Raw genomic sequence first — 26745 nt, forward strand, 5'->3', positions numbered from 1 at the left:
GCTGGTCCTCCCCGAGATGGTGCTTCTGCTGTTGTCCTGCGCGTCCGGCGCCGCACGCAAACCGTGCGACGCCGGACGGATGCGCTGTCGCGCCTCAGACGTTGACGCCGAAGTCCTGGGCGATGCCGCGCAGGCCCGAGGCGTACCCCTGGCCGATGGCGCGGAACTTCCACTCCGCGCCGCTGCGGTACAGCTCGCCGAAGACCATGGCGGTCTCCGTCGAGGCGTCCTCGCTGAGGTCGTACCGGGCGATCTCCTGCTGGTTGGCCTGGTTGACCACGCGGATGAACGCGTTGCGCACCTGGCCGAAGGACTGCTGGCGGTTGTCGGCGTCGTAGATCGAGACCGGGAAGACGATCTTGTCGACGTCGGCCGGCACCCCCGCGAGATTCACCTTGATCTGCTCGTCGTCGCCCTCGCCCTCACCGGTGAGGTTGTCACCGGTGTGCTCGACCGAGCCGTCGGGGGACTTGAGGTTGTTGAAGAAGACGAAGTGCTGGTCGCTGGCGACCTTGCCGGACGTGTTCAGCAGCAGGGCGCTGGCGTCCAGGTCGAAGTCCGTGCCGGTCGTGGTCCGCACGTCCCACCCCAGACCGACGACGACAGCCGTCATGCCCGGGGCCTCCTTCGTCAGCGATACGTTGCCGCCCTTGCTGAGGCTGACTCCCACGAGTCCTCCCTTGGTGTACGGGGGCAGGGAGCCCCGTCGTGCATCGGATATGGGATCAACGTGTCGATCCTAGTGACGGGTTCCCGCCGCACGCAGGCCCTGGAGGCCGTCGGCGCGCGCGTCGCCCCGCCCGGGCGTCCGGGCGGGGCGTGCGCGGGGCGGTCAGAGGGCGCCGAGCGCCGCGACGTACTCGTTCAGGTCACGGGCGTCCGGCAGAGCGTTGAGGACGGTCCAGCGGACCACGCCCTCCTTGTCGACGATGAAGGTGCCGCGGACGGCGCAGCCCTTGTCCTCGTCGAAGACGCCGTAGGCGCGGGAGACCTCGCCGTGCGGCCAGAAGTCGCTCAGCAGCGGGTACTCCAGACCCTCCTGCTCGCCGAAGACGCGCAGGGTGTGGATGGAGTCGTTGGACACCGCGAGCAACTGGGTGTCGTCGTTGACGAACGTCGGCAGGTTGTCGCGCAGCGCGCACAGCTCGCCGGTGCACACCCCCGTGAAGGCGAACGGGTAGAAGAGCAGCACCACGTTCTTCTCACCGCGGAAGTCGGACAGCTTCACGGCACGGCCGTGGTTGTCCTTGAGCTCGAAGTCGGGGGCCTTGTCGCCGACCTGGATCGCCATCGTCCTGGAATCCCTTCGATGGGGCTGTTGGGGTGGGACCACCCTATGCAGCGCCCACCGCGGGCGGGGGGACGGGCCGTGAACACTCCGGCCCGTCCGGGTCCGGGCCGGGACGTCCGGGGGCCGGCACAGGGCCCCCGGACCCGGTCACTTCTTCGGCTTGGCCGCCTTCGGCGTCGCCAGACGGGAGCCACTCCAGTCCTTGCCGACGCTGACGCTCTTGCTGGCCGTGAGGCCCGCCGTCGTCGCGGCCTCCGAGATGTCGCTCGGCTCCACGTAGCCGTCCCGGCCGGTCTTCGGGGTGAGCAGCAGGATCATGCCGCCCTCCTCGATGTACGCGGTGGCATCCACCAGCGCGTCGGTCAGATCGCCGTCCTCGTCGCGGAACCACAGCACCACGGCGTCGGCCACGTCGTCGTAGTCCTCGTCGACGAGCTCCGTGCCGACAGCCTCCTCGATGGCCTCGCGGAGCTCCTGGTCGACGTCGTCGTCGAAGCCGATCTCCTGGACCACCTGTCCGGGCTGGAATCCCAGCCGGCCGGCCGGGTTGGTCCGCTCCTCCGCGTGGTCCGCGGTCGCGCTCACGGGGTGCCTCCTGATCATGTTGCGTAATGGGTCTTCAGCCACGCGCGTGCGCGAAGCATTGGCCGTAGTCCACACGGGCGGGCCGGATCGCGCAAGTACCCGGCGGTTCGGACCGCCGAAACGGTGACGATCCCGACTGTGTCGGCGCAACTCCTGACACGGTATCGCGATCAGGGGTGGCACACACCACACCGCTCTGTCCGGTTTGCCCCCTTGGAAATGCAGCACGGCCGGGGCATACGGGCACGGTATCCCGATTACCCCCCGGTAGAGATGACGATTGCCTCCCCCGAGGTACACGATGGGGAACGGTGCGGGCACAGGCCGAGAACCTGCGCAAGGCCATCAGAACCACAGAAAGCTCAAAATAGTCGCCCTCTGACAGGTAAGGACCAGCGTGGCTTCCGGATCCGATCGAAACCCGATCATCATTGGCGGCCTTCCGAGTCAGGTTCCTGACTTCGATCCCGAGGAGACCCGGGAGTGGCTCGACTCGCTCGACGCCGCCGTCGACGAGCGGGGCCGGGAGCGGGCCCGCTTTCTCATGCTCCGGCTGATCGAGCGCGCCCGCGAGCGGCGCGTGGCCGTCCCGGAGATGCGCAGTACGGACTACGTCAACACCATCCCCACCAAGAGCGAGCCGTTCTTCCCGGGCAACGAGGAGATCGAGCGCCGGATCCTCAACGCGACCCGCTGGAACGCGGCGGTGATGGTCTCCCGCGCCCAGCGGCCCGGCATCGGCGTCGGCGGCCACATCGCGACCTTCGCCTCCTCCGCCTCGCTCTACGACGTCGGCTTCAACCACTTCTTCCGGGGCAAGGACGAGGGCGACGGCGGCGACCAGGTCTTCTTCCAGGGGCACGCCTCGCCGGGCATCTACGCCCGCGCCTACCTGCTGGACCGCCTCACCGAGCAGCACCTGGACGGCTTCCGCCAGGAGAAGTCCAAGGCGCCCTTCGGCCTCTCCAGCTACCCGCACCCGCGCTCGATGCCGGACTTCTGGGAGTTCCCGACGGTCTCCATGGGCCTCGGCCCGATCGGCGCGATCTACCAGGCCCGGATGAACCGCTACATGCAGGCGCGCGGGATCGCCGACACCTCCCGGTCGCACGTGTGGGCGTTCCTCGGGGACGGCGAGATGGACGAGCCGGAGTCGCTCGGCCAGCTCTCCATCGCCGCTCGCGAGGGCCTGGACAACCTGACCTTCGTGGTCAACTGCAACCTGCAGCGCCTGGACGGCCCGGTGCGCGGCAACGGCAAGATCGTCCAGGAGCTGGAGTCGGTCTTCCGCGGCGCCGGCTGGAACGTCATCAAGCTGATCTGGGACCGCACCTGGGACCCGCTGCTGGCCCAGGACCGCGACGGCATCCTGGTCAACCGGATGAACACCACGCCGGACGGCCAGTTCCAGACGTACGCCACCGAGTCCGGCGCGTACATCCGCGAGCACTTCTTCGGCGACGACCACCGGCTGCGCGCCATGGTCGAGAACATGACCGACGACCAGATCCTGCACCTGGGGCGCGGCGGCCACGACCACCGGAAGATCTACGCGGCGTTCAAGGCGGCGGTGGAGCACAGGGGCCAGCCGACCGTCATCCTGGCCAAGACGATCAAGGGCTGGACGCTCGGCCCGAACTTCGAGGGCCGCAACGCCACGCACCAGATGAAGAAGCTGACGGTCGACGACCTCAAGCGCTTCCGGGACCGGCTGCACCTGCCGATCTCCGACCGGGACCTGGAGTCCGGCCCGCCGCCGTACTACCACCCGGGCCGCGACTCGGAGGAGATCCAGTACATGCACGACCGGCGCCGGTCGCACGGCGGCTACGTGCCGACCCGGGTCGTGCGCTCCCAGCCGCTGCAGCTGCCGGACGACAAGGCGTACGCGTCCGTGAAGAAGGGCTCGGGACAGCAGTCGATCGCCACCACGATGGCCTTCGTGCGGCTGCTGAAGGACCTCATGCGGGACAAGGAGCTCGGCAAGCGGTTCGTGCTGATCGCGCCGGACGAGTACCGCACGTTCGGCATGGACTCCTTCTTCCCGAGTGCGAAGATCTACAACCCGCTCGGCCAGCAGTACGAGTCCGTGGACCGCGACCTGCTGCTGGCGTACAAGGAGTCGCCGACCGGGCAGATGCTGCACGACGGCATCTCCGAGGCGGGCTGCACGGCCTCGCTCGTCGCGGCGGGCTCGGCCTACGCGACGCACGGCGAGCCGCTCATCCCGGTGTACGTCTTCTACTCGATGTTCGGCTTCCAGCGCACCGGCGACCAGTTCTGGCAGATGGCCGACCAGCTGTCGCGCGGCTTCGTGCTGGGTGCCACCGCGGGACGGACGACCCTCACCGGCGAGGGCCTGCAGCACGCGGACGGCCACTCGCAGCTGCTGGCCTCGACCAACCCGGCGTGCGTGGCGTACGACCCGGCCTACGGGTACGAGATCGCCCACATCGTCCAGGACGGCCTGCGCCGGATGTACGGTGGCGACGCCGAACACCCGCACGGCGAGGACGTCTTCTACTACCTCACGGTCTACAACGAGCCGATCCAGCAGCCGGCCGAGCCGGAGGGCGTGGACGTCGAGGGCATCCTCAAGGGCATCCACCGCCTGAGCCCCGGCGCGACGGGCTCGATGCCGGCGCAGATCATGGCGTCCGGCGTGGCGGTGCCGTGGGCGCTGGAGGCGCAGCGGATCCTCGCCGAGGACTGGGACGTGCGGGCCGACGTCTGGTCCGCCACCTCCTGGAACGAGCTGCGCCGCGAGGCCGTGGCCTGCGAGGAGCACAACCTGCTGCACCCGGAGGAGGAGCAGCGGGTGCCGTACGTGACCCGCAGGCTCGGTGAGACCGAGGGCCCGTTCGTGGCCGTCTCCGACTGGATGCGGTCGGTGCCCGACCAGATCGCGCGCTGGGTGCCGGGCCCGTACCAGTCGCTCGGCGCCGACGGTTTCGGCTTCGCGGACACCCGCGGCGCGGCCCGCCGCTTCTTCCACATCGACGCGGAGTCCATCGTGGTGGCCGTCCTGACCGAACTGGCCCGCGAGGGCCGCCTCGACCGCTCGGTCCTGAAGCAGGCCGTCGACCGCTACCAGCTTCTGGACGTCACGGCGGCGGACCCGGGGGCGGCGGGAGGCGACGCGTAGGAAGGCGCGCCGGGCGCACCGGACGGTGCGCCCGCCGGACCACCGGAAGGGCGGTGGGGCCCTCGGCTCCGCCGCCCTTCCCCGCGTCCGCTTCCTCCCGGTTCCTTACGATGCGGCCATGGAGCACAACTCGGCGCGGACCCGCTGGGAGCGGCGCACTCAACGGCCCCTGCTGGCGCTCGCGCTGGCGTTCGCGGCCGCCTACGCGGTGCCGATCGTGGACGCCTCCGCGAGCCGGGCGGTGACGACGGCGTGCACGGTCGTGGAGTGGGTGGTGTGGGGCTCGTTCGCGGCGGACTACCTGGTACGGCTGTCGCTGACCGGGCAGCGGCGGGAGTTCGTGCGCCGCAACTGGCTGGACCTGTGCGCGGTGGTGCTGCCGCTGCTGCAGCCGCTGCGGCTGCTGCGGGTGGTGGCGACCGTGCTGCTGGTCGGGCGGCGGGCGCGGATGGCGGAGCAGATCCGGCTGACGACGTACGTGGCCGGGGCCGTGGTCGGGCTGCTGATGTTCGGTTCGCTGGCGGTGCTGTCGGTGGAGCGGGACTCGCCGAACGGCAACATCCGGACGCTGGGGGACGCGGTCTGGTGGTCGTTCACGACGATGACGACCGTCGGGTACGGCGACCACGCGCCGACCACCGGGCTCGGGCGGATGCTGGCCGTGGGGCTGATGCTGTCCGGGATCGCCCTGCTGGGTGTGGTGACCGCGAACATCGCCGCCTGGTTCATCTCCCGGTTCGAGAAGGACGACGTGGAGGAACGGCGGCAGACGGAGGCGATCGAGCGGCTGACGGAGGAGGTGCGGGCGCTGCGGGCGCAGGTGGCCGCGCTCGCCGCTCGTCCGGCACGGTCCGCGCAGGAAGCGCCGGTCACCCGGTCGGCGCAGCCGGCGCCGTCCGGTCCCCCGGGACCGGACGCGGCCCGGCGGACGGCGGGGGCGGAGCCCCACCCGGTGGAGTGGAGGCCGCTGCGCGAGCCGCGCAGCGGGGTCCTGCCGGAGGGCTCGGCTCCGGAGTGGTGAGCCGGGGCGGACCGGGGGGCAGGCCCCGGTGCCCGTCTTCGACCACCGCTGCCTGCGCGCTGCCCCCCTCCGGCAGCGCGCCGCAGCCGTGGCGTCCTCCATCCCTGCGGAGGACGTGACCCACTGTGACCTGCGGCGCGCGCCGGGGGCGAGCGATCTTGAGCGGAGTCACCCTGATGAGGGAATCCGGGCGGTCAGATGTGGCCGACGCCTGCGCCCGCCTCGGCGTTCCGGCCGCGCTTGGTGAAGAGCGCGACCACGACCGCCGCGGCCGCCACCGCCGCGGCGACCAGGGAGGCGAGGCTCATGCCCGAGACGAACGTGTCGTGCGCGACGGACGTGATCTTCTCGGCGAAGGCTGCGGGGGTGCCCGGCGGCACCGGAGCCACCCCGACCTGGACCGCCTCGGACGCCCGGTCCAGCTGGGCCGGTGCGAGCGGGGGCAGGCCCGCGCCCGTCCAGTTGCCCGCGAGGTCGTGGTCGACCTTGGACGCCATCACGGCTCCGAGCACCGCCGTGCCGAGGCTGCCGCCGATCTGCATGGCGGCCTGCTGGAGTCCGCCCGCGACCCCGGACAACTCCATCGGCGCGTTGCCGACGATGACCTCGGTGGCGCCGACCATGACCGGTGCCAGGCCGAGGCCGAGGAGCGCGAACCACAGCGACATGGTGGCGCTGCCGGTGCCCGCCTTGAGCGTGGACATGCCGTACATGGCGACGGCGGTGGCGATCATGCCGCCGGCCAGCGGGACGCGCGGACCGAGCTTGGTGATCAGCACGCCGGCGAGCGGGGAGCCGACGATCATCATGCCGGTGAGCGGCAGGAGGTGCAGGCCGGCGTCGATCGGGCTCATGCCGTGCACGTTCTGCAGGTAGAAGGTGACGAAGAACAGGCCGCCCATGAAGGCGATGGCCATGAGGACCATCAGGACCACACCGGCCGACAGCGGGACGGAGCGGAAGAGCGCCAGCGGGATCAGCGGCTCCCGCACCCGGGTCTCCCAGAAGGAGAACGCGGCGAAGCCGAGCACGGAGGCCGCGACGAAGGCCCAGGTGCGGCCGTCGCCCCAGCCCCACGCCGGGGCCTTGATGAGCGCCCAGACCAGGCAGAACATCGCGGCGGACAGCAGCAGGATGCCCAGGACGTCGAAGGAGCGGGGCGCCTTCTCCGCGCGGTGGTCGGCGAGGATCAGCGCGCCGAGGAGGAGGGCCAGGGCCCCGACCGGCACGTTGACGAAGAACACCGACTGCCAGTCGACCCGCTCGACGAGGACACCGCCGAGGATCGGGCCGCCCGCCGTGGAGGCGCCGATGACCATGCCCCAGATACCGATGGCCATGTTGAGCTTCTCGGCCGGGAAGGTGGCGCGCAGCAGGCCGAGCGCGGCGGGCATCAGCAGGGCGCCGAAGAGGCCCTGGAAGACGCGGAAGGTGACGACCATCGCGATGCTGTGGGACAGGCCGATGGCGCCCGAGGCGGCGGCGAAGCCGGTCACGCCGACGAGGAACGTCTGCCGGTGCCCGAAGCGGTCACCGAGCTTGCCCGCGGTGATCAGCGAGACCGCCAGGGCGAGGAAGTAGGCGTTGGTGATCCACTGGACGTCGGAGAAGCTCGCGCCGAGGTCCTTGGCGATGGCCGGGTTGGCGATCGCCACGATGGTGCCGTCCAGGGCCACCATCATGACGCCCACGGCGACGGTGATCAGGGTGAACCACGGATGCCCCCGCAGCCCCGCGGGGGGCGCGGCGTCCGACGGGTCCGCCGGCGTGCCGTCCCCGGGCCCCGTCGTTTCGATGGTCTGACTAGTCATACCCTGGAGGTTAATGACAGCGACTGACAGTTGACAAACCAATTCACTCGTCGGTAACTGACACGTCACCCCGCCCTTAAGCTGAGCTGGGGAAACAGTTCACCGCACCGACCCGGGAGACACATGGAGACGGCGGAGACCGCCGAGGCGGCACCGCGGCCGGGACTGCGTGAGCGCAAGAAGCGGCGCACCCGGGACGCGCTGCTGCGGGCCGCGCTCGAGCTGTTCACCACCCAGGGGTACGAGCGGACGACGGTCGACGAGATCGCGGAGGCCGTCGACGTCTCCCAGCGCACCTTCTTCCGCCACTTCGCCGGCAAGGAGGACGCCGCCTTCGCCCTGCAGGACATGGTGGAGGCCCACTTCGTCACCGCGCTGCGCGGCCGCCCGGCCGGGGAGGCCCCGCTGGAGGCGCTGCGCCGGGCCGTGCTGGAGGGCTGGGACACGATCAGCGACGCGGTCGGCGCGGTCGTACCGGTCGAGCTGTACCTGCGCATGTTCCGGGTGATCGAGTCGACGCCCGTGCTGCTGGCCGCGCACCTGGGCCGCTCGGCGCGGACCGAGGAGCAGATCGCGCGGCTGCTCGCCGCGCGCGAGGGCCTCGACGTGGACACCGACCCGCGCCCGCGCCTCGCGGTCGCCGTCTTCGGCGCGGTGATGCGCGTCACGGGCCGGCTGTGGAGCACGGGCGAGGACCTGGGCCTGGAGGAGATGCGCGCGCTCACCGCCGCCCACCTCGACCAGGTGGGTCCGGCGCTCGCCGGGAACTGGCGGGCGGACACCCGGCCTTGAACGGACGTGCGAAGCGTCGATCTTGAACTGGCGTACGGACTGAGGGACTTGTCACGCCTTCTGAAACGTGATCCCCGCCACTCGGTTAACGCGAGACCCGCTCGTTCTCCTAGTGTGTCCTCCCAGTGACTTCCTTCGACACCTCCCCGCCCCTCAATGTCTGGCGGGCTCTGCTCGCCCTGTCCGTGGTCTTCGTGATGCTCGCGACCACGGGCTGGACGGCCGTGCACAGCCACCGCGGGAGTACCGCACTGCAGGACTCCCGCTCCGCGTGGCAGCACGGGCGCCTGCACGGCGAGCGGCTGCCGGGCCCGGACGCCTCGCCGTCGCGGCTGGCGCGGTTCTTCGCCGCTCTGACCGCCGAGGATCGCAGCCGTCTCGTCCACCGCTACCCGCTCGCGGTGGGCAACATGAACGGCGCCCCGGTGGACCTGCGCTACGAGGCGAACCGCCTCGCGCTGCACACGGCGCGCACGACCGAGCTCGCCCGCATGCACGACAGCCGGCTCACCCCGGCCGGGCAGCAGGACGCCGGCCAGCGCATGCACCGCTTCACCGCGCTGATGGCCGAGGACCGCCAGATCCTCGCGTTCGACCCGGAGGGGTCGGGCCGGGTGGCCGAGGTCTTCGGCGACCTGCGGCGGGCCGAGCGGGTCTCCGTGGTCGTCCCCGGTGTCGACACCGACCTGCTCACCTTCGAGAAGACCGGGCGCCCCTACTCGGCGCCGGTCGGCATGGCGTCCTCGCTCTACGGCGCCGAGCGCACCGCGAGCCCCCGGACGCGTACGGCCGTGATCGCCTGGGCCGACTACACCGCGCCGAGCGGGCTCGGTGTGGACGCCGCCACCGGGGTGCGCGCCGAGGACGGCGCCGTCCGGCTGAACGCGCTGCTGCGGGCCCTGCCCGGCCGCGCGCCGGTCGCCCTGTTCTGCCACAGCTACGGCTCCGTGGTCTGCGGGGTCGCCGCGCCCTCGCTGCCGGGCCGGGTGTCCGACATAGCCGTGGCGGCCAGCCCCGGCATGCGCGTGCAGAGGGCGTCCCACCTGCGGACCTCCGCCCGCGTGTGGGCGATGCGGGACGCCACCGACTGGATCCAGGACGTGCCGTACATGGAGCTCGGCGGGCTCGGCCACGGCGCCGACCCGGTCTCCGCGGCCTTCGGGGCGCGGGTGCTGTCGGCGCGGGGCGCACAGGGCCACGCCGGCTACTTCCAGCCGGGCACCACGAGTCTGGCCAACTTCGCGGAGATCGGCGTCGGCGCCTACCACTCGGTGCGCTGCGCCCACGACGACGATGCCTGCCGGGGCGGTCTGCCCCGTACGGCGAAGGCCGGACGCGCGTAGAGACAGCAGGAAGTGCGGTCCGCGCGGGGAGGGACGGAAGGGCTCGTGCCGCCTACGATGAGCCGCATGGGTGACGTACTGGCCGGATTTCATGCTGCCTGGGAGTTCGCGTCCGATTCCGTGCTCATCCGCTACGAACGGGGGATTCGCACGCCGAAGCTGTTCCAGGCGCTCGGGGAGCGCCGGGTGCCGCTCCAGGCGCTCGCCGGGGTGACGCTCTCCCCCGGCCGGCGCGGGACGGTCGTCCTGCGGGCCGAGCCCCGGGCGGGCGCCGATCCGCTGATGGACGCGGCCGACGGCCAGCTGAAGGAGGGCTGCGACCCGTACCGGCTGGTGCTGCCCGCCGACCGCGCGGCGCTCGCGGAGCACTGCGCGGACGCACTGCGCTCCCGGATCACCGACACCGGGCCCGCCGACCGCCACCTGGTGGCCGCGCCCGAGGCGCCGCTGCAGTTCAAGGCGTACGACGCCAAGGCGTCCTTCGACGGCTCGGCGGTGCGGTTCCGGTGGTCGTGGACGGGCGCGTCGTCGGCGAAGTGGAAGGCCGGCGACCAGAGTTTCCCGGTGGACGCGCTCGGCGGGGTGGAATGGCGTTCCTCGGAGGCCGTCGAGGGGCATCTGCGGCTGCTGCCCCGCGACCCGGGCACCGCCGCGCCCGCGCAGCCGGACCAGGACCCGGCCACGGTCGTCTTCGGGCTCGGCTACGGCCCGGTGCACGAGTCGCTGCCGTTCGCGGCGGCCGTGCTGGCGGCGGTGCGGGAGAGCGCCCCGGCCACCCCGGCCGCGGCCGCGGCCGGGCGCCGCGATCCCGCGGACATCGCCGAGCGCATCCGCCACCTCGGGGAGCTGCACGAGGCGGGGCTCGTCACCGACGAGGAGTTCTCCGCGAAGAAGGCGGAGCTGCTGGCGGAGCTGTAGCGCGGGCCGGCGCGGCCCCGGCGGCCGGGCGCCCGGAGGAGCGAGCGGCCGCTTTGGGCGCGACGGCTACTCCCGGCCCGCCGACGCGAACCGCATGTCGGGGTAGCGCGTCCCGGAGACCTTCGCCGCGATCGGCTCCAGCAGCGCCAGTTGGTCGTCGGTCAGGGCGATCCGGGCGGCCGCCGTGTTCTCCTCCACCCGCTGCGGCCTGCGGGTGCCCGGGATCGGGACGACGGTGAGGCCGTGCACGGACGCCTGCTGCTGCACCCAGGCCAGCGCGACCTGCGCGAGGGAGACGCCGTGGGCCGCGGCGACGGCGCGCACCGGCTCCAGCAGCGCCGCGTTCGCGGCCGCGTTGCCGCCCTGGAAGCGGGGCAGCGTGCGGCGCACGTCGTCGCTCGCCAGCTCCGTCGGCGCGTCGGTGAGGGCGCCCGTGAGGAAGCCCCGGCCGAGCGGCGAGTACGGCACCAGCGCCACGCCCAGGTCGCGGGCGGCCGGCACGACCTGCGCCTCGATGTCGCGGCTGAACAGCGACCATTCCGACTGCACCGCGGCGATCGGGTGCACGGCGTGCGCCGCCCGCAGCTCGCCGGCCGTGACCTCGCTGAGCCCCAGGTGCTTCACCTTGCCCTCGCGCACCAGCTCGGCCATGGTCCCGACGGTGTCCTCGATGGGGACGTCCACGTCGCGCCGGTGCATGTAGTAGAGGTCGATGACGTCGACGCCGAGGCGCTTCAGGCTCGCGTCGACGGCCTCCCTTACGTAGGGCGCGTCGTTGCGGACGATCCGCTTCGTGGGCTCGTCCGGCGGGATCGACACGGCGAACTTGGTGGCGACGACCACCTCGTCGCGGTGCGCCCCGAAGAACGGTGCGAGGAACCGTTCGTTGTCCCCGGCCCCGTAGGCGTCCGCCGTGTCGTAGAGCGTCACGCCCAGTTCCAGGGCCCGCTCCAGGGTGGCGCGCGCGGCGTCGGCGTCCGTCGGGCCGTAGGCGAAGCTCATGCCCATGCAGCCCAGGCCCTGGACGCCGACCTGCGGGCCGCCCTCGCCGAGCCGTGCCGCCGGGATCCTGCTGTCGTTCATCGTGTCCTCTCCGCTTCGGGGTGGCGTCCGGCGTCCGCGTAGAAGCCGATCTTGCGGTCGAGCACCGCGACCGTGTCCTGGAGCTCGGCGATCCGGTTCAGGACGTCCCGCCGGGTGGCCTCCAGCAGCGCGCGCCGCTCCGCGTAGGTGCTCTCGCCCTCGCGCACCAGCTCGGCGTACCGGACCATGTCCGCCACCGGCATGCCGGTGAGCCGGAGCTTGCCGACGAGGTCGAGCCAGTCCAGGTCGCGGTTGGTGTAGCGGCGCTGGCCGGTGTGCGAGCGGTCCACGTGCGCCATGAGGCCGATGCGCTCGTACCACCGCAGGGTGTGGGCCGTCAGCCCGGTCAGGGCGACGACCTCGCTGATCGAGTAGCTGTCCTGCCCCTCGGGACGGGGGTGCGGGGGCGGTCCGGAGCAGATCCGGACCCCGTCCGCGGCCGGTGCCGCGTGTCCCCCGGTCCCACCGGGTGCCGCGGCCGTGGTCTGCGTCACCGTCATGACCTCCACGCTAGAACGCTGGAGTGCACTCCAAGCAAGCGGGACGGGTAAGAAAAGCACAGGACGCACGGCCGTCCCGGTGGCTAGCGTGCGCCCCATGAGCTGTGTGCGACGGGCCCGCCGCGAGGACGCCGAGGAAGTCCTGCGGCTGCGCCAGGTGATGATCGACTCGATGTCCGCCGCCGACCCCTCCACCGACTGGCATGCCGAGTCCCTGCCCACGCTGCGGGCCCGGCTCACCGAACCGGAGGGGGACTTCGCGGCGTTCGTCGTGGACCACCCCGGGCGGCCGGGGACGCTGGCCGCGCTGGTGGCCGGGACGGTCGAGTACCGCATCGGGCGGTCGGGCAATCCGCGGGGCACGGTCGGCTACGTGTTCAGTGTGGCCACCGACCCGGACGCGCGCCGCCGCGGGTACGCGCGGGCGGGCATGGACGCGCTGCTGGAGTGGTTCCGCTCGCGCGGGGCCGGGCGCGTCCAGCTCACCGCGTCGGCCGACGGCGCCGCGCTGTACGCCTCGCTCGGCTTCCGGCCCAAGCCCGACCCCTTGCTGGAGCTGACGCTGTGACCGCATAGGCTCGGCACCATGTCGTTGAACAGCCTGGCGTCGATCGAGAAGTGGCCGGTTCCCACCGCGGCGGCGGGTGCCGTCCGGGCGGACGGCACGGTCCTGGGCACCCACGGCCCGGCCGGACGGCCCTTCCCGCTGGCGTCCGTGACCAAGCCGCTGGCCGCGTACGCGGTCCTCGTCGCCTACGAGGAGGGCGCGCTCGAACTCGACGACCCGGCCGGCCCGCCCGGGTCGACGGTGCGCCATCTGCTCGCGCACACCTCGGGCCTGGCCTTCGACGAGCACCGCGCGACGGCGCCCCCCGGGGAGCGCCGGCTGTACTCCAACGCCGGTTTCGAGCAGCTCGGGGACCATGTCGCGAAGGCCACCGACATCCCCTTCGCCGAGTACCTGCGCGAGGCGGTGCTGGAGCCGCTCGGCATGACGGCGACGCGGCTGGACGGCTCCCCCGCCAGGGACGGCGTGTCCACGGTGGAGGACCTGCTGCGGTTCGCCGCCGAGGTCCAGGCGCCGCGTCTGCTGGACCCGCGCACGGTCGCGGCCGCGATGACGGTCCAGTACCCGGGCACCAAGGGCGTCCTGCCGGGCTACGGCCACCAGAACCCCAACGACTGGGGGCTCGGCTTCGAGATCCGGGACGCCAAGTCCCCGCACTGGACGGGCTCTTCGTCCTCCCCGGGCACCTTCGGCCACTTCGGCCAGTCCGGCACCTTCCTGTGGATCGACCCCGCCGCGCAGGCGGCCTGCGTGGCCCTGACGGACCGGGCGTTCGGACCGTGGGCGGTCGAGGCCTGGCCGGCCTTCACGGACGCGGTCCTCGCGGAACTGCGCTGACCTCAGGCCCCGGACCGGTCCTCGCCGGTCCCGGGCATCTCCCACACCAGCAGTTCCGCGTCGGTGACGCCGACGGCCTCCACGCCCTCGGCGTCCGTGATCCGGGCGGCGTCCGACGGCCCGAGCACGGTGCCGTCCAGGCGCACCTCGCCGCGGACCACGTGCACGTAGAGGCGGGCCGCGTCGGGAACCGCGGTGCGCTCCCCCGCTGCGAGCCTCCGCACGTGCAGCATCGCCCCCGCCTCCGGTACCGCGTACGGCGTGGAGTCGGCGATGCCGCGGACGATCTCGTAGGCCGGGTCGCCGCCCGGCCGCAGCGGCGCCAGCCACATCTGCACGAAGGTCAGCGGCCGGGAGCCGTCGTTGCGCTCCACGTGGCGGACGCCGCCCGCCGCGCTCAGCCGCTGCACGTCGCCGGGGCGGACCACCGTCACGTGGCCCGCGGAGTCCCGGTGGGTCAGCTCGCCCTCGACCACCCACGTGACGATCTCGGTGTGGCTGTGCGGGTGTTCGCCGAAGCCGGCACCGGGGGCGAGGCGCTCCTCGTTGCAGGCGATCACCGCACCGAAGCGGAGGTTGCCGGGGTCGTAGTGCGGGCCGAAGGAGAAGGCGTGCCAGGAGTCGATCCCGGCCGCCTCCTCGCCTCCCCGGTACCGCTCGTCCGCGCGCCGTACGTCCATCACGCACACCACCGTAGACCTGCACCGGGGACCCGGGCGGCCACCCGGCGGCACGCACGGGAGTCCGGATAAGGCAGTCTTGTCCCCGTGCCCGAACCCGAATCACGCAAGCCCGAAGCTGCAGTGCACGGCGTCCACCAGCACGCGGCGACCCTGAAACGGCTGGAGAAGTCCGCCGGATCGCTCGCCGCGCAGGCCATCGCCCGCATGGACGAGACGCTGCCGTGGTACCGGGCCATGCCCCCGGAGAACCGTTCCTGGATCGGGCTGGTCGCCCAGGCGGGCATCGCCGCGTTCACCGAGTGGTTCCGCTATCCCGACGCCCCGCAGGCGATCTCCACCGACGTCTTCGGCACCGCGCCCCGGGAGCTGACCCGGGCGATCACGCTGCGGCAGACCGTGGAGATGGTGCGCACCACCATCGAGGTCATGGAGTCCGCCATCGACGAGGTGGCGGCGCCCGGCGACGAGTCGGTGCTGCGCGAGGCCCTGCTCGTCTACGCCCGGGAGATCGCCTTCGCCACCGCCCAGGTGTACGCACAGGCGGCCGAGGCCCGGGGCGCGTGGGACGCCCGGCTGGAGTCCCTCGTGGTCAACGCGGTGCTGTCCGGCGAGGCCGACGAGGGCGCCGTCTCGCGTGCCGCCGCGCTGGGCTGGAACTCCCCGGAGCACGTGTGCGTCGTGCTGGGCACCGCACCGGACGGCGACTCCGAGCTGACCGTGGAGGCCATCCGGCGGGCGGCCCGGCACGCCAAGCTCCAGGTGCTGACCGGGGTGCTCGGCGACCGGCTCGTCGTCATCGCCGGCGGCAGCGACAACCCGCTGGCCGTCGCCAAGTCGCTGATCGGCCCGTACGCCGCCGGACCCGTCGTGGCCGGCCCGATCGTGCCCGACCTGCTCGCCGCCACCCGGTCCGCGCAGGCGGCGGCCGCCGGGCTGAAGGCGTGCTCCGCCTGGCAGGACGCCCCGAGGCCCGTCCTGGCGGACGACCTCCTGCCGGAGCGCGCCATCGCCGGTGATCCGAGCGCACGCGAGCAGTTGGTGGAGGAGATCTACAGACCGCTGGAGGAGGCCGGCTCCGCGCTGCTGGAAACGCTCAGCGTCTATCTGGAACAGGCGAGCAGCCTGGAGGGCGCGGCACGCATGCTCTTCGTTCACCCGAACACCGTGCGCTACCGGCTCCGACGTGTGACTGACGTCACCGGTTGGTCACCATCCGATGTACGATCCGCGTTCACGCTGCGGATCGCACTGATCCTGGGGCGTCTGGCCGATGGGGATACCCAGGCCTAGCCTTTTGTCGGAGGCCCACAAAACCCCTTCGTGTTCTTCGTCCCTGTCCCCACGGGCGGCCGCGCCCGTCCCCAAGAGAGAGTGTGAGAGTGCTCGTACTCGTCGCTCCCGGCCAGGGCGCCCAGACGCCCGGCTTCCTGACTCCCTGGCTCGAACTGCCCGGCGCCGCCGACCGCGTCGCCGCGTGGTCGGACGCCATCGGTTTGGACCTCGCCCGCTACGGAACGCAGGCCGACGCGGACGCGATCCGCGACACCGCCGTGGCGCAGCCGCTGCTCGTCGCCGCCGGACTCCTGTCCGCCGCGGCACTCGGTGACATCGCGCCCGGCGCGGTCGCGGGCCACAGCGTGGGCGAGATCACCGCGGCCGTCTTCGCGGGCGTCCTCGACGAGGTCGCCGCGCTGACCCTCGTCCGCACCCGCGGCCTGGCGATGGCCGAGGCGGCCGCGATCACCGGGACCGGCATGTCGGCGCTGCTCGGCGGCGACCCCGAGGTCTCGGTCGCGCACCTGGAGAAGCTGGGTCTGACCCCGGCGAACATCAACGGCGCCGGCCAGATCGTCGCCGCGGGCACGCTGGAGCAGCTCGCCGCGCTGAACGAGGACAAGCCCGAGGGGGTGCGCAAGATCGTCCCGCTCAAGGTGGCCGGCGCCTTCCACACGCACCACATGGCACCGGCGGTGGACCGGCTGGCCGAGGCCGCCGCGGCGCTCGCGCCGGCCGACCCGAAGGTCGCCTACGTCTCCAACCGCGACGGCTCGGTCGTCACGACCGGCGGCGAGGTGCTGGACCGGCTCGTGGGCCAGGTCGCCAACCCGGTCCGCTGGGACCTGTGCATGGGGACCTTCCAGGAGATCGGCGCGACCGCGCTCGTCGAGGTGTGCCCCGGCGGCACGCTCACCGGGCTCGCCAAGCGGGCGATGCCCGGCGTCCGGACGCTGGCGCTGAAGACCCCCGACGACCTCGACGCGGCCCGCGAACTCATCGCCGAGCACACCCGCGCCTGACCCTGAGGAGCCGACCGACCATGTCGAAGATCAAGCCCAGCAAGGGTGCCCCGTATGCGCGCATCCTCGGCGTGGGCGGCTACCGGCCCACGCGGGTGGTGCCCAACGAGGTGATCCTCGAGAAGATCGACTCGTCCGACGAGTGGATCCGCTCGCGCTCCGGCATCGAGACCCGGCACTGGGCGGGCCCCGGGGAGACGGTCGCGGCGATGTCGGTCGAGGCCGCGGGCAAGGCGATCGCGGACGCCGGGATCGCCGCCGAGCAGATCGGCGCGGTGGTCGTCTCCACGGTGTCGCACTTCAGCCAGACCCCGGCCGTCGCCACCGAGATCGCCGACAAGCTGGGCACCGACCGGGCGGCCGCCTTCGACATCTCCGCGGGCTGCGCCGGCTTCGGCTACGGCCTCACCCTCGCCAAGGGCATGGTCGTCGAGGGTTCGGCGGAGTACGTGCTGGTCATCGGCGTCGAGCGGCTCTCGGACCTGACCGACCTGGAGGACCGCGCCACGGCCTTCCTGTTCGGCGACGGTGCGGGCGCGGTCGTGGTCGGCCCGTCCCGGGAACCCGCGATCGGCCCGACCGTGTGGGGCTCCGAGGGCGACAAGTCCGAGACGATCAAGCAGACCGTGCCCTGGGACCGCTTCAGGATCGGCGATGTGTCCGAGCTCCCCCTGGACAGCGAGGGCAACGTCAAGTTCCCTGCGATCACGCAGGAGGGCCAGGCGGTGTTCCGCTGGGCCGTGTTCGAGATGGCGAAGGTCGCCCAGCAGGCGCTGGACGCGGCCGGGATCAGCTCGGACGACCTGGACGTCTTCATCCCGCACCAGGCCAACGTGCGGATCATCGACTCGATGGTGAAGACGCTGAAACTGCCGGAGCACGTCACGGTCGCCCGTGACATCCGCACCACCGGCAACACCTCGGCCGCCTCGATCCCGCTCGCGATGGAGCGGCTCCTGGCGACCGGTGAGGCGAAGAGCGGCGACACCGCGCTCGTCATCGGATTCGGGGCGGGTCTGGTGTACGCCGCCACGGTCGTTACCCTCCCCTAGGCACTCCGTGCCGGATCATGCGTCCGGCACGGACACGCACCAACCTGCCGCTGACGCGGCGGGCGCCGCACATTCTGGATATCAACGAAGGAGCGCCGACATGGCCGCCACTCAGGAAGAGATCGTCGCCGGTCTCGCGGAGATCGTGAACGAGATCGCCGGGATCCCCACCGAGGACGTCCAGCTGGACAAGTCCTTCACCGACGACCTGGACGTCGACTCGCTGTCCATGGTCGAGGTCGTCGTCGCCGCCGAGGAGCGCTTCGACGTGAAGATCCCGGACGAGGACGTCAAGAACCTCAAGACCGTCGGTGACGCCACCGACTACATCCTCAAGCACCAGGCCTGATCAGCCGATCACCTGGGCTGAGTACCCGGAGCCGGCCGGCCCGCCGGCCGGCGCCCCGGGCCATCTGCCCCGCCACCCGGCGGTGGCGCCGCTGAATCCTCGTATCCGTTGGAGAAAGAATTCCCGTGAGCTCGACCAATCGCACCGTGGTCGTCACCGGTATCGGCGCAACCACACCGCTGGGTGGCGACGCAGCCTCCACCTGGGAGGGCCTGGTCGCCGGCCGGTCCGGCGTCAAGCCCCTCGAGCAGGACTGGGCGGCCGACCAGGCCGTCCGGATCGCCGCCCCCGTCGCCGTGGAGCCCAGCGAGGTCATCCCGCGGCCGCAGGCGCGCCGCCTGGACCGCTCCGCGCAGTTCGCGCTGATCGCCGCGCAGGAGGCCTGGGCCGACGCCGGCTTCACGGCCCGTGCCGGTGAGGACGACAGCGTCGACCCCGACCGGCTCGGCGCCGTCATCGCCTCCGGCATCGGCGGTGTGACGACCCTGCTGGACCAGTACGACGTGCTGAAGGAGAAGGGCGTCCGCCGCGTCTCCCCGCACACCGTGCCCATGCTGATGCCGAACGGCCCCTCCGCCAACGTGGGTCTGGCCGTGGGCGCCCGTGCGGGCGTGCACACCCCGGTCTCCGCCTGCGCGTCGGGCGCCGAGGCCATCGGCTACGCCATCGAGATGATCCGCACCGGCCGCGCCGACGTCGTCGTCGCGGGTGGCACGGAGGCGGCGATCCACCCGCTGCCGATCGCCGCGTTCGGCAACATGATGGCGATGTCCAAGAACAACGACGACCCGCAGGGCGCCTCGCGTCCCTACGACGTCGCCCGGGACGGCTTCGTCCTCGGCGAGGGCGCCGGCGTGATCGTCCTGGAGTCCGCCGAGCACGCCGCCCGGCGCGGCGCCCGCGTGTACGCGGAGGCGGTCGGCCAGGGCGTCTCCGCCGACAGCCACGACATCGTGCAGCCGGAGCCGGAGGGCCGCGGCATCTCGCACGCCCTGCAGAACCTGATGGACCGCACCGACCTGGACCCGGCGGAGATCGTGCACGTCAACGCGCACGCCACGTCGACGCCGGCCGGTGACATCGCCGAGCTGAAGGCGCTGCGCAAGGTCTTCGGCGACGACGCCGACCACATGGCGGTCTCCGCCACCAAGTCCATGACCGGCCACCTGCTCGGTGGCGCGGGCGGCGTGGAGTCCGTGGCGGCCGTGCTGGCCCTGTACCACCGCCTCGCCCCGCCGACGATCAACGTCGAGAACATCGACCCCGAGGCCGAGGCGAACGCCGACGTCGTCCGCGGCGAGGCGCGCAAGCTGCCCGTCGAGGGCCGGATCGCGGCGCTGAACGACTCGTTCGGCTTCGGCGGCCACAACGTGGTGCTCGCGTTCCGGACGGTCTGAGCACCGCCGGTCGTGTGAAAGGGCCCCCACCGGTCGGTGGGGGCCCTTTCGCGTCGGGTGCCCGGCGTGTCGCGCGGGGGCGGCCGGGTGGGGGCGGGGTCAGACCACCTGGTGCAGCCAGCGCACCGGGGCGCCCTCGCCGGCGTGGCGGAAGGACTCCAGCTCGTCGTCCCAGGGCTTGCCGAGCAGTTTGGCCAGCTCGGCCTCCAGGTCGGTCTCGCCGCGCTGGGAGCGCACCAGGGCGGCGCGCAGCCGGTCCTCGGGGATCAGGATGTCGCCGTGGATGCCGGTGACGGCGTGGAAGATGCCGAGGTCGGGGGTGCAGCTGTAGCGCTCGCCCTCGGCGGTGGGGCAGGGCTCGGAGGTGACCTCGAAGCGGAGCAGCTGCCAGCCGCGCAGCGCGGAGGCGAGCTTGGAGGCGGTGCCTGCCTGGCCCTGCCAGGAGAACTCCGAGCGCCAGGTCCCGGGGGCGGCGGGCTGCCGGATCCAGTCGAGGTTGACGCGCGTGCCGAGCACCCCGGCGACGGCCCACTCGACGTGCGGGCACAGCGCGCGCGGCGCGGAGTGCACGTACAGAACTCCACGTGTCGTCACCGGAACCTCCGGGCAGAGCGGGACATGGTGCGGGCGGGCGGACGGCTGTGGCCGGTGGGCCACGTTGAGGGCGAGGCTACCGTGTGGCGGGGCAAGGAGTGTGACGTACCGTCGGTCCGGGGGGCCGGAAACGCCCGCCATTCACCCAGGGGGACGCTTGTACGGGTCCGGAGCGTCGGATCGGGTGGGCTCGGGAACCTCCAGGCGTTGTTATGGAGGGGACAGCACTGCGACGACGACCGAGGGGACCTCACACGATGCGGAAGCGAAGGCACCGTAGGCGGGTCCGCGTCTCCGTCCTGGCGGCCGCCGCGCTGGCGACGGCGGGCTGCGGCATCGTCGGTGACGACGCCTCGGGGCCGGGCGGCGCGAGCACGGAGGCGGCGCGGCCGTCGCCGACGCCGACGCCGGTGTGGGACACCAGCCCGGACTCGATCGTCGCCGTCGGCGACTCCATCACCCGCGGGTTCGACGCGTGCATGGTGCTGTCGGACTGCCCGGACTCCTCGTGGGCCACGGGGGGTGACACGGCCGTCAACAGCCTGGCGGTGCGCCTGCTGGGGGTGACCGGCGCGGCCGAGCGCAGCTGGAACTACGCGGTGACCGGTTCCCGGATGGCCGATCTGGCCGACCAGATGGACCAGGCGGTGCCGCACCGGCCGCAGCTGGTGACGGTGATGGCGGGGGCCAACGACGCCTGCCGCTCGTCCGTCGGCGCGATGACGTCCGTGGCGGACTTCCGCGGCCAGTTCCAGGACGCGATGAGGACACTGCGTCAGTCCCTGCCCGGCACGGAGGTGTACGTCTCCAGCGTGCCGAACCTGAAGCGGCTGTGGTCGCAGGGCCGGACCAACCCGCTGGGCAAGCAGGTGTGGAAGCTGGGGTTCTGCCGGTCGATGCTGGGCGACGCCGACGCCCTGGACACGGCGGCGACGCAGCGGCGCGACGCGGTGCAGGCGCGGGTGGAGGCGTACAACGGGGTGCTGAGGGAGGTCTGCGCGAAGGACCGCCGGTGCCGCTTCGACCACAACGCGGTGTACGACTACCGCTTCGGCACGGACCAGCTCAGCCACTGGGACTGGTTCCACCCGAGCCGGGACGGCCAGGCCCGCATCGCCGAGATCGCCTACCGCACGGTCACCGCGAAGGACCCCGTCTCCTAGGCCCTCCCGTCCCGCCATCCGGGGCCCCGGGTACGGGCCGGGTTCCAGGGTTTCGCACATGAACGATCTTTTCGGCGCACTTCCCGACGGCACCCCGGTCCACCGCTTGCCCCTGGAGCGGGGCGGGGTGCGGCACTTCCCGGACTCCCCCGACCGGCCGGACCCCCCGTCCACCGTGCTGCGGCCCGGCGCGGTCCACCGCTCGGAGACCGTGCACGGCTCCACGGCGCCGTGAAGCGGGCCTGCCCGGCGCGACGGCCGCAGCCGCCGGGGCCCGCGGGAGGGGCCACGAGCCCCGGCCCGGGTGTCAGGTCCCGGACCGGGGCTGCTCGTGGGAGGCTTGTCCCGGAACAGACGTTAATCGCCGCACCGGCACGGTGACCGGTGATCGGCCGTCAGGCGGCAACCTCGTACGAACCCTTCACACACGCCCACGGGTCCGCCCGGCCCCACGGGACACGCCCCGTGGCGGGCGCCCCTTCCGTCACGCGATACTGCGGCGGTCCGGCAGTACGCACCCCTGCGACGGAAGGACCACAACTCCCGTGACAGCGCTACGCGTTCGCATCGGCGTCCTCGGCCTGGCCCTGCTGGCGGGCCTCACCACCCCCGCGGCGGCGGCCACGGCCGGACCGGCCCCCGCGCCGACCGCGGAGGAACTGCGGCTCGACGGGGCCGTGCCGCAGGAGATCCTCCGGCGGTCCGGGTTCGACACGGTGGCCGCCGGCTTCACCGGCGAGCTCGCCCGGGTCCGCTCCTACGCGCAGGCCCGCCGCGTCGTCGCGGCGGACGGGTCCGGGCTGTGGCGGCGGGCGGTGGACCGGGTCCAGGGGCGCGGCCCGGCCGCCGGGGACCTCAGCCGGGACGACGACCGGCCGCTGTACTGGGCGCGGCTGGCGATGACCCGAGCGCTGCGCACCTGGGAGCCGGACTTCGGTCTCGACGGCCCCCGGCGGGCGGGACTGCTCGACACGCTGGAGCGGACCTCCCGCGGGCAGGACGACGTCCGCTTCCCCGCCGGCCGGGCGATGCGGCGGGTCCTGGTCACCGGCTTCGACCCGTTCACACTGGACCGGGACATCCGGATCTCCAACCCCTCCGGCGCGTCCGCGCTGGCCCTGGACGGCACGGTGCTCCGCACGCCGGGCGGGCCGGTACGGGTGGAGGCCGTCGTCTTCCCGGTGCGCTGGCGGGACTTCGCCGACGGGGTGGTGGAGCGGGCGCTGCGCCCGTACCTGCCGCACGTGGACCTGTTCACCACGGTGAGCCAGGGCCGGGCCGGCCGGTTCGACGTGGAGCGGACCAACGGGGCGTGGCGCGGCGGCTTCCCCGACAACGAGAACGCGAGCAGCACCGGGACCGTCCCGGTCGCCGATCCGGCCTCGCAGCCGCAGTGGACGACGACGACCCTGCCGTACCGGGACATCGTGGCCGCGGACACCGGGCGCTTCCCGGTGTACGACCACACCGCGGTCACCGAGGTCCCGGCGGGCGGCACGGACCCGGTCGTCCGTCCCGACGGGCCGACGCCCGGCTCCACGGCCCGCGCGGGAGGCGGCGGCGACTACCTCTCCAACGAGATCGCCTACCGGGCCACGCTGCTGCGCGACCGCCTGGGGCTGCACGGCACGCTGCCGGGCGGCCATGTGCACACGCCGGTGCTGGAGTTCGGCGCGGGCAACACCGATCCGGCGACCGGCACGGTCACCGACCCGGAGTTCGTGCGCAACCAGCTGGACATCGTGGCGCAGGTGCGGGCCATTCTGGGGGTCGCCGTCGAGGCCGCGGCGCGGGAGCGGGCGGGGCGCTGACCCGCCTCGCGCGTCAGGCGGCGGGCCCGGTCCCGTCGGCCGGTGCGGAGGGCCCCGCCGGGCCGGGCCGCCCGGCGCCGGTGACGGTACCGCTCCCGTGCGGGGTGACGGTCTCGTGCCCGGTGCCGGTCCCCCGCCCGCCGCCGGTGGTCTCCTCGCCGAGCAGGTCGCGGGCGAGCAGGGTCGCGCCGGCGACCGCTCCCGGCATCAGCAGCACCGCGACGAAGGGGACCAGGAAGGCCAGGCCCAGGGGGGTGCCGAAGCCCCAGACCAGCGTCCGGCGGGAGCGCAGGAGGGCCAGGCGGGGGCGCAGGTCGATGCCCCGGCGCTGCAGGGCGACGCCGGCGAGCTCCTCGGTGAGGAAGAAGCCCGTGACGAAGAAGCCGATCACCGGGACGGCCGTCTGGCCGACGAAGGGGAGGAAGCCGAGCGCGAAGAGCAGCACGCCCCACACCGCGGCCCGGACCACGATGCGCAGGCCGTCCCGGGCGGATATCCACAGCTCGTGCCAGAGCGGCAGGTCAGGCTCGGGCGCGGTCCCGTCCGGGGACACGTCGCGGTCGACCTTCGCCGAGAGGTTCTCGTAGAAGGGCTGGCCGACCAGCAGGGTGACCGCGGTGAAGGTGACGACGGCGAGCAGCAGCCCGAGGGCGAACAGGACCGCGGTGAGGAAGCCGCGGAACAGGCCGGACCAGGGCCCGGGCCAGCCGTCGGCGAACGGGGTGGCCCAGGCGACCGCGTCCTCGCCCCACAGGGCGAGGGAGGTGAGCGCGGCCGCGTAGAGGACGAGCGTGACCAGGCCCGGGAGCAGCCCGAAGCCGTAGGACCTGCCGTGCCGAGCCATCCATCGCTGGCCCTGCAGGAGATATCCGAAGCCCACCCCGAGATCACGCATGGGAAAACTTTACCCAGAGGTTCGGCATCAATGCGGGGCCGGTGCGGCTGCCGCGGGCCGCCCGCCGGACCCTTGGCACGCGGGGCTCGCTGCGCGGGCGGTTGAGTCGAAGAGGTGCGCCTCGCCGTACCGATCCGGGGAAGCACCCCCCGGGTCAGGTGGAGGAGAGCGGATGACGAAGGAGATCCACGGCACCGTCGCCGACGGCTACGCATCGGTGCGGGCGGAGTTCGCCGCCTTCGTGGCGGGGGAACGGCCCGACTACGAAGGCCAGCTGTGCGCCCATGTCCGGGGGCGCAGAGTGGTCGACCTGTGGGCGGGGCCGCAGGGCGACGGGGGTGCGCTCCACGGGGTGGACTCCGCGACCCAGGGTGCCGCCCACCTGGCCGTCGCCCTGCTCGTGCAGGACGGCACGCTGGAGCTGGACCGCCGGGTGACGTACTACTGGCCGGAGTTCGGGGCGGAGGGCAAGGGGACGCTGACCCTGCGCGACCTGCTGGCGCACCGGGCGGGCGTGGTCGGCACCGACACCGGGTTCACCCTCGCGGAGCTCGCCGACGACCGGGTGGTCGCCGAACGGCTGGCGGACCAGAGGCCGTTCTGGCGGCCCGGCACCGCCTTCGGCCACCACGTCCTCGTCATCGGGGCGCTGACCGGCGAGATCGTCCGGCGGGCCACCGGCCACACCCTCCAGGAGCTGTACGAGGAGCGGGTCCGCGTGCCCTACGGCCTGGACTTCTTCCTCGGGCTGCCCGCCACGCGGGAGCCACGGTTCCGCGCCGCGGCCCCGGCGGCCGACGGCCCGCCGGGACCGGCGGGGCTGCCGGACGCGTCGGACGCGCCGCCGGAGGGGCCGCACACGCTCGCCTCCGTCGCCCTGAACCGCCAGGGCGCGGGACCGGCCGGCCCGGAGCGGCTGACCGACGAGCGGATGATCCGCGCCCGGGGTCCGGCGTCCATGGGCGGGGTCGCGTCGGCGCGCGGGCTCGCGGGGCTGTACGCGGCGGCGGTCTGCGAGGTCGACGGGAAGGCGCCGCTGCTGAAACCGGACACGGTCGCGGAGTTCGGGCAGCTGCACTCCACCGGGTACGACCTGGTGACGCGGGGCCATGCCTCGTACGGGCTGGGTTTCGAGGCGACCGGGGACACCTGGCACCCGTTCCTGGGCGCCGGTGCGATCGGGCAGAGCGGGGCGGCGGGTGCGCAGGGGTTCGCCGATCCGGCGGTGGGTCTGGCCTACGGCTACGTCCGGCGCCCCGGCACCCGGACCCGCGGTCCCGCCCCGGAGAACGGCCGGCTGGCCCGTGCGGTGCACCGGGCGGCGCTGCGGGACTGACCCCCGGCGCCCGGGCCGTGCGGCCGCCGCGGACGCACGAAGGGGCCGCACCCCACGTCCAGGGGTGCGGCCTCCGTCGTGTGCAACGACCGCGGCGGGGCGGGCGTCACGGTGCCGTCGCCGTCCGGGGACGACGGCCGCGGCCGGTCAGAGCTTGACGATCATCTTGCCGGTGTTGTCGCCGCGCAGGACGCCGAGGAAGGCCTCCAGGTTGTTCTCGATGCCCTCGACGACCGTCTCGCGGTACTTCAGCTCGCCCGAGGCGACCCACGGGCCGACCTCCTGGACGAACTGCGGCTGGAGGTCGTAGTGGTCGCCGACGAGGAAGCCCTCGATGCGGCCGCGGGTCTGGATCAGCCGGGTGAGGTTGCGCGGGCCGGGGGCGGGCTCGGTGTTGTTGTAGACCGAGATCATGCCGCAGACCGCGATCCGGCCGCCGAGGTTGAGGGAGCCGATGGCGGCCTCCAGGTGGTCGCCGCCGACGTTGTCGAAGTAGACGTCGATGCCGTCGGGGGCGGCGGCGCGGAGCTGCTCGCCGACCGGGCCGTTCTTGTAGTTGAAGGCGGCGTCGAAGCCGTACTCCTCCACCAGCAGCTTGACCTTCTCGTCGGAGCCGGCCGAGCCGATCACGCGCGAGGCGCCCTTGAGCTTGGCGATCTGGCCGACCTGGCTGCCCACCGCGCCCGCCGCGCCGGACACGAAGACCACGTCGCCCTCCTTGAAGGCGGCGGTGCGCAGCAGGCCGGCGTAGGCGGTGAGGCCGGTCATGCCGAGGACGCCGAGGTACGCGGACAGGGGGGCGGCCGCCGGGTCGACCTTGACGGTCTGCGCGGCGTCGACGGCCGCGTACTCGCGCCAGCCGCCGAAGTGAAGGACGTGGTCGCCGACGGCGACGCCCTCGGCGCGGGAGGCGACGACCTCGCCGACGGCTCCGCCCTGCATCGGCTCGTTCAGCCCGTACGGCGCCGCGTAGGACTTGGCCGCGCTCATCCGGCCCCGCATGTACGGGTCGACGGAGACGTACGTGTTGCGCACGAGTACCTGGCCCTCGCCCGGCTGCGGCAGCTCCACCTCGACCAGGGCGAAGTCCTCGGGCTTCGGCCAGCCGGTCGGACGGTTCACGAGGTGCCATTCACGGCTGACGGCGGGGAGAGTGGGGGTGTCGGACATGGATGCGCCCTTCCTGGTGACGGCCGGGGAGACCGGCGAATACTTCAGTACCTGAAACAACCATGCTCCTGAATATTTCAGGATGTCAAGTAAAGGGGTAGTCT

26 protein-coding genes are annotated in these 26745 nt (G+C 72.9%); 16 read left to right on the forward strand and 10 right to left on the reverse strand.

Annotated features, from left to right (window positions below; translation table 11 throughout):
* Window positions 1–94 precede the first annotated feature (94 nt).
* The 3 genes from P3H78_RS01580 to P3H78_RS01590 all read right to left on the reverse strand — a co-directional run bounded on the left by P3H78_RS01580 (window position 95) and on the right by P3H78_RS01590 (window position 1876).
* The gene (locus P3H78_RS01580) at window positions 95–670 is read right to left on the reverse strand and encodes a TerD family protein (RefSeq protein WP_276106879.1); all 576 of its coding nucleotides are present in this window, start codon (window positions 668–670) and stop codon (window positions 95–97) included.
* A 162-nt stretch (window positions 671–832) separates the two neighbouring features.
* Window positions 833–1291: a peroxiredoxin gene (locus P3H78_RS01585; RefSeq protein ID WP_276106880.1), complete on the reverse strand. Its 459-nt coding sequence runs from the start codon at window positions 1289–1291 to the stop codon at window positions 833–835.
* 147 nt (window positions 1292–1438) lie between these two features.
* Complete coding sequence (locus tag P3H78_RS01590) at window positions 1439–1876, reverse strand: DUF3052 domain-containing protein (RefSeq protein WP_276106881.1); 438 nt, start codon at window positions 1874–1876, stop codon at window positions 1439–1441.
* Between the two features lie 397 nt (window positions 1877–2273).
* Here P3H78_RS01590 and aceE point away from each other — a divergent pair, with 397 nt between their 5' ends.
* Together aceE and P3H78_RS01600 are read left to right on the forward strand one after the other, a co-directional pair.
* A complete protein-coding gene (gene aceE, locus P3H78_RS01595) occupies window positions 2274–5021 on the forward strand; it encodes a pyruvate dehydrogenase (acetyl-transferring), homodimeric type (RefSeq protein WP_276106882.1) in 2748 nt (915 codons plus the stop codon).
* Window positions 5022–5139: 118 nt separating this feature from the next.
* Window positions 5140–6042 carry a potassium channel family protein gene (locus P3H78_RS01600; RefSeq protein WP_276106883.1) on the forward strand — a complete coding sequence of 301 codons (903 nt, stop codon included), beginning with the start codon at window positions 5140–5142 and terminating at the stop codon, window positions 6040–6042.
* Window positions 6043–6236: 194 nt separating this feature from the next.
* Here P3H78_RS01600 and P3H78_RS01605 read toward each other — a convergent pair whose 3' ends face one another.
* A complete protein-coding gene (locus tag P3H78_RS01605) occupies window positions 6237–7853 on the reverse strand; it encodes an MFS transporter (RefSeq protein ID WP_276106884.1) in 1617 nt (538 codons plus the stop codon).
* 123 nt (window positions 7854–7976) lie between these two features.
* Between P3H78_RS01605 and P3H78_RS01610 the strand changes: the two genes are divergently transcribed.
* From P3H78_RS01610 to P3H78_RS01620, 3 genes are all read left to right on the forward strand, one after another.
* Window positions 7977–8645, forward strand: a complete 669-nt coding sequence (locus tag P3H78_RS01610) for a TetR/AcrR family transcriptional regulator (protein WP_276106885.1) — start codon at window positions 7977–7979, stop codon at window positions 8643–8645.
* Window positions 8646–8770: 125 nt separating this feature from the next.
* Window positions 8771–9988 (forward strand): alpha/beta hydrolase, encoded by a 1218-nt coding sequence (locus P3H78_RS01615; RefSeq protein ID WP_276106886.1) that lies wholly within the window; start codon window positions 8771–8773, stop codon window positions 9986–9988.
* 66 nt (window positions 9989–10054) lie between these two features.
* Entirely contained in the window at window positions 10055–10906 is an 852-nt protein-coding gene (locus tag P3H78_RS01620) for a DUF4429 domain-containing protein (protein ID WP_276106887.1), read from the forward strand.
* A 66-nt stretch (window positions 10907–10972) separates the two neighbouring features.
* Here P3H78_RS01620 and P3H78_RS01625 read toward each other — a convergent pair whose 3' ends face one another.
* Together P3H78_RS01625 and P3H78_RS01630 are read right to left on the reverse strand one after the other, a co-directional pair.
* A complete protein-coding gene (locus P3H78_RS01625; protein WP_276106888.1) occupies window positions 10973–11989 on the reverse strand; it encodes an aldo/keto reductase in 1017 nt (338 codons plus the stop codon).
* The gene (locus P3H78_RS01630; protein WP_276106889.1) at window positions 11986–12489 is read right to left on the reverse strand and encodes a MerR family transcriptional regulator; all 504 of its coding nucleotides are present in this window, start codon (window positions 12487–12489) and stop codon (window positions 11986–11988) included. The genes P3H78_RS01625 and P3H78_RS01630 overlap by 4 nt, the downstream gene beginning before the upstream one ends.
* Window positions 12490–12586: 97 nt before the next feature.
* Here P3H78_RS01630 and P3H78_RS01635 point away from each other — a divergent pair, with 97 nt between their 5' ends.
* Window positions 12587–13057, forward strand: coding sequence for a GNAT family N-acetyltransferase (locus P3H78_RS01635; protein ID WP_276106890.1), 471 nt, complete (start codon window positions 12587–12589; stop codon window positions 13055–13057).
* Window positions 13058–13075: 18 nt separating this feature from the next.
* On the forward strand, window positions 13076–13894 hold the full coding sequence (locus tag P3H78_RS01640; protein ID WP_276106891.1) for a serine hydrolase domain-containing protein: 819 nt from the start codon (window positions 13076–13078) through the stop codon (window positions 13892–13894).
* A gap of 2 nt (window positions 13895–13896) precedes the next feature.
* Here P3H78_RS01640 and P3H78_RS01645 read toward each other — a convergent pair whose 3' ends face one another.
* Window positions 13897–14574, reverse strand: a complete 678-nt coding sequence (locus tag P3H78_RS01645) for a pirin family protein (RefSeq protein WP_276107322.1) — start codon at window positions 14572–14574, stop codon at window positions 13897–13899.
* An 87-nt stretch (window positions 14575–14661) separates the two neighbouring features.
* Between P3H78_RS01645 and fasR the strand changes: the two genes are divergently transcribed.
* The 5 genes from fasR (at window position 14662) to P3H78_RS01670 (ending at window position 19672) form a co-directional block, all read left to right on the forward strand.
* Window positions 14662–15867, forward strand: coding sequence for a fatty acid biosynthesis transcriptional regulator FasR (gene fasR / locus P3H78_RS01650; protein ID WP_276106892.1), 1206 nt, complete (start codon window positions 14662–14664; stop codon window positions 15865–15867).
* An 89-nt stretch (window positions 15868–15956) separates the two neighbouring features.
* Complete coding sequence (locus P3H78_RS01655) at window positions 15957–16874, forward strand: ACP S-malonyltransferase (protein ID WP_276106893.1); 918 nt, start codon at window positions 15957–15959, stop codon at window positions 16872–16874.
* A gap of 20 nt (window positions 16875–16894) precedes the next feature.
* Window positions 16895–17926 carry a ketoacyl-ACP synthase III gene (locus tag P3H78_RS01660; RefSeq protein WP_276106894.1) on the forward strand — a complete coding sequence of 344 codons (1032 nt, stop codon included), beginning with the start codon at window positions 16895–16897 and terminating at the stop codon, window positions 17924–17926.
* A 100-nt stretch (window positions 17927–18026) separates the two neighbouring features.
* The gene (locus P3H78_RS01665) at window positions 18027–18275 is read left to right on the forward strand and encodes an acyl carrier protein (protein WP_018545314.1); all 249 of its coding nucleotides are present in this window, start codon (window positions 18027–18029) and stop codon (window positions 18273–18275) included.
* Between the two features lie 125 nt (window positions 18276–18400).
* Complete coding sequence (locus P3H78_RS01670) at window positions 18401–19672, forward strand: beta-ketoacyl-[acyl-carrier-protein] synthase family protein (RefSeq protein ID WP_276106896.1); 1272 nt, start codon at window positions 18401–18403, stop codon at window positions 19670–19672.
* Between the two features lie 99 nt (window positions 19673–19771).
* Here the strand turns inward: P3H78_RS01670 and P3H78_RS01675 are convergent, their stop codons facing one another.
* The gene (locus P3H78_RS01675) at window positions 19772–20266 is read right to left on the reverse strand and encodes a DUF3145 domain-containing protein (protein ID WP_276106897.1); all 495 of its coding nucleotides are present in this window, start codon (window positions 20264–20266) and stop codon (window positions 19772–19774) included.
* A 257-nt stretch (window positions 20267–20523) separates the two neighbouring features.
* Between P3H78_RS01675 and P3H78_RS01680 the strand changes: the two genes are divergently transcribed.
* The 3 genes from P3H78_RS01680 to P3H78_RS01690 all read left to right on the forward strand — a co-directional run bounded on the left by P3H78_RS01680 (window position 20524) and on the right by P3H78_RS01690 (window position 23240).
* Window positions 20524–21429, forward strand: coding sequence for an SGNH/GDSL hydrolase family protein (locus tag P3H78_RS01680; RefSeq protein WP_276106898.1), 906 nt, complete (start codon window positions 20524–20526; stop codon window positions 21427–21429).
* Between the two features lie 58 nt (window positions 21430–21487).
* Window positions 21488–21664 carry a hypothetical protein gene (locus P3H78_RS33470; protein ID WP_438827888.1) on the forward strand — a complete coding sequence of 59 codons (177 nt, stop codon included), beginning with the start codon at window positions 21488–21490 and terminating at the stop codon, window positions 21662–21664.
* A gap of 310 nt (window positions 21665–21974) precedes the next feature.
* Window positions 21975–23240, forward strand: coding sequence for a pyroglutamyl-peptidase I (locus tag P3H78_RS01690; protein ID WP_276106899.1), 1266 nt, complete (start codon window positions 21975–21977; stop codon window positions 23238–23240).
* 13 nt (window positions 23241–23253) lie between these two features.
* On the opposite strand, the gene P3H78_RS01695 is transcribed toward P3H78_RS01690, so the two are convergent.
* Window positions 23254–24135: an EI24 domain-containing protein gene (locus P3H78_RS01695; RefSeq protein WP_276106900.1), complete on the reverse strand. Its 882-nt coding sequence runs from the start codon at window positions 24133–24135 to the stop codon at window positions 23254–23256.
* 172 nt (window positions 24136–24307) lie between these two features.
* On the opposite strand from P3H78_RS01695, the gene P3H78_RS01700 reads away from it, so the two are divergent.
* The gene (locus P3H78_RS01700) at window positions 24308–25471 is read left to right on the forward strand and encodes a serine hydrolase domain-containing protein (RefSeq protein WP_276106901.1); all 1164 of its coding nucleotides are present in this window, start codon (window positions 24308–24310) and stop codon (window positions 25469–25471) included.
* A gap of 147 nt (window positions 25472–25618) precedes the next feature.
* Here the strand turns inward: P3H78_RS01700 and P3H78_RS01705 are convergent, their stop codons facing one another.
* Window positions 25619–26641, reverse strand: a complete 1023-nt coding sequence (locus P3H78_RS01705; protein ID WP_276106902.1) for an NADP-dependent oxidoreductase — start codon at window positions 26639–26641, stop codon at window positions 25619–25621.
* Window positions 26642–26745: the final 104 nt, after the last annotated feature.

The sequence above is a fragment of the Streptomyces tropicalis genome (genome assembly GCF_029269835.1).
In the GTDB taxonomy this organism is placed as follows: Bacteria; Actinomycetota; Actinomycetes; order Streptomycetales; family Streptomycetaceae; genus Streptomyces; species Streptomyces tropicalis.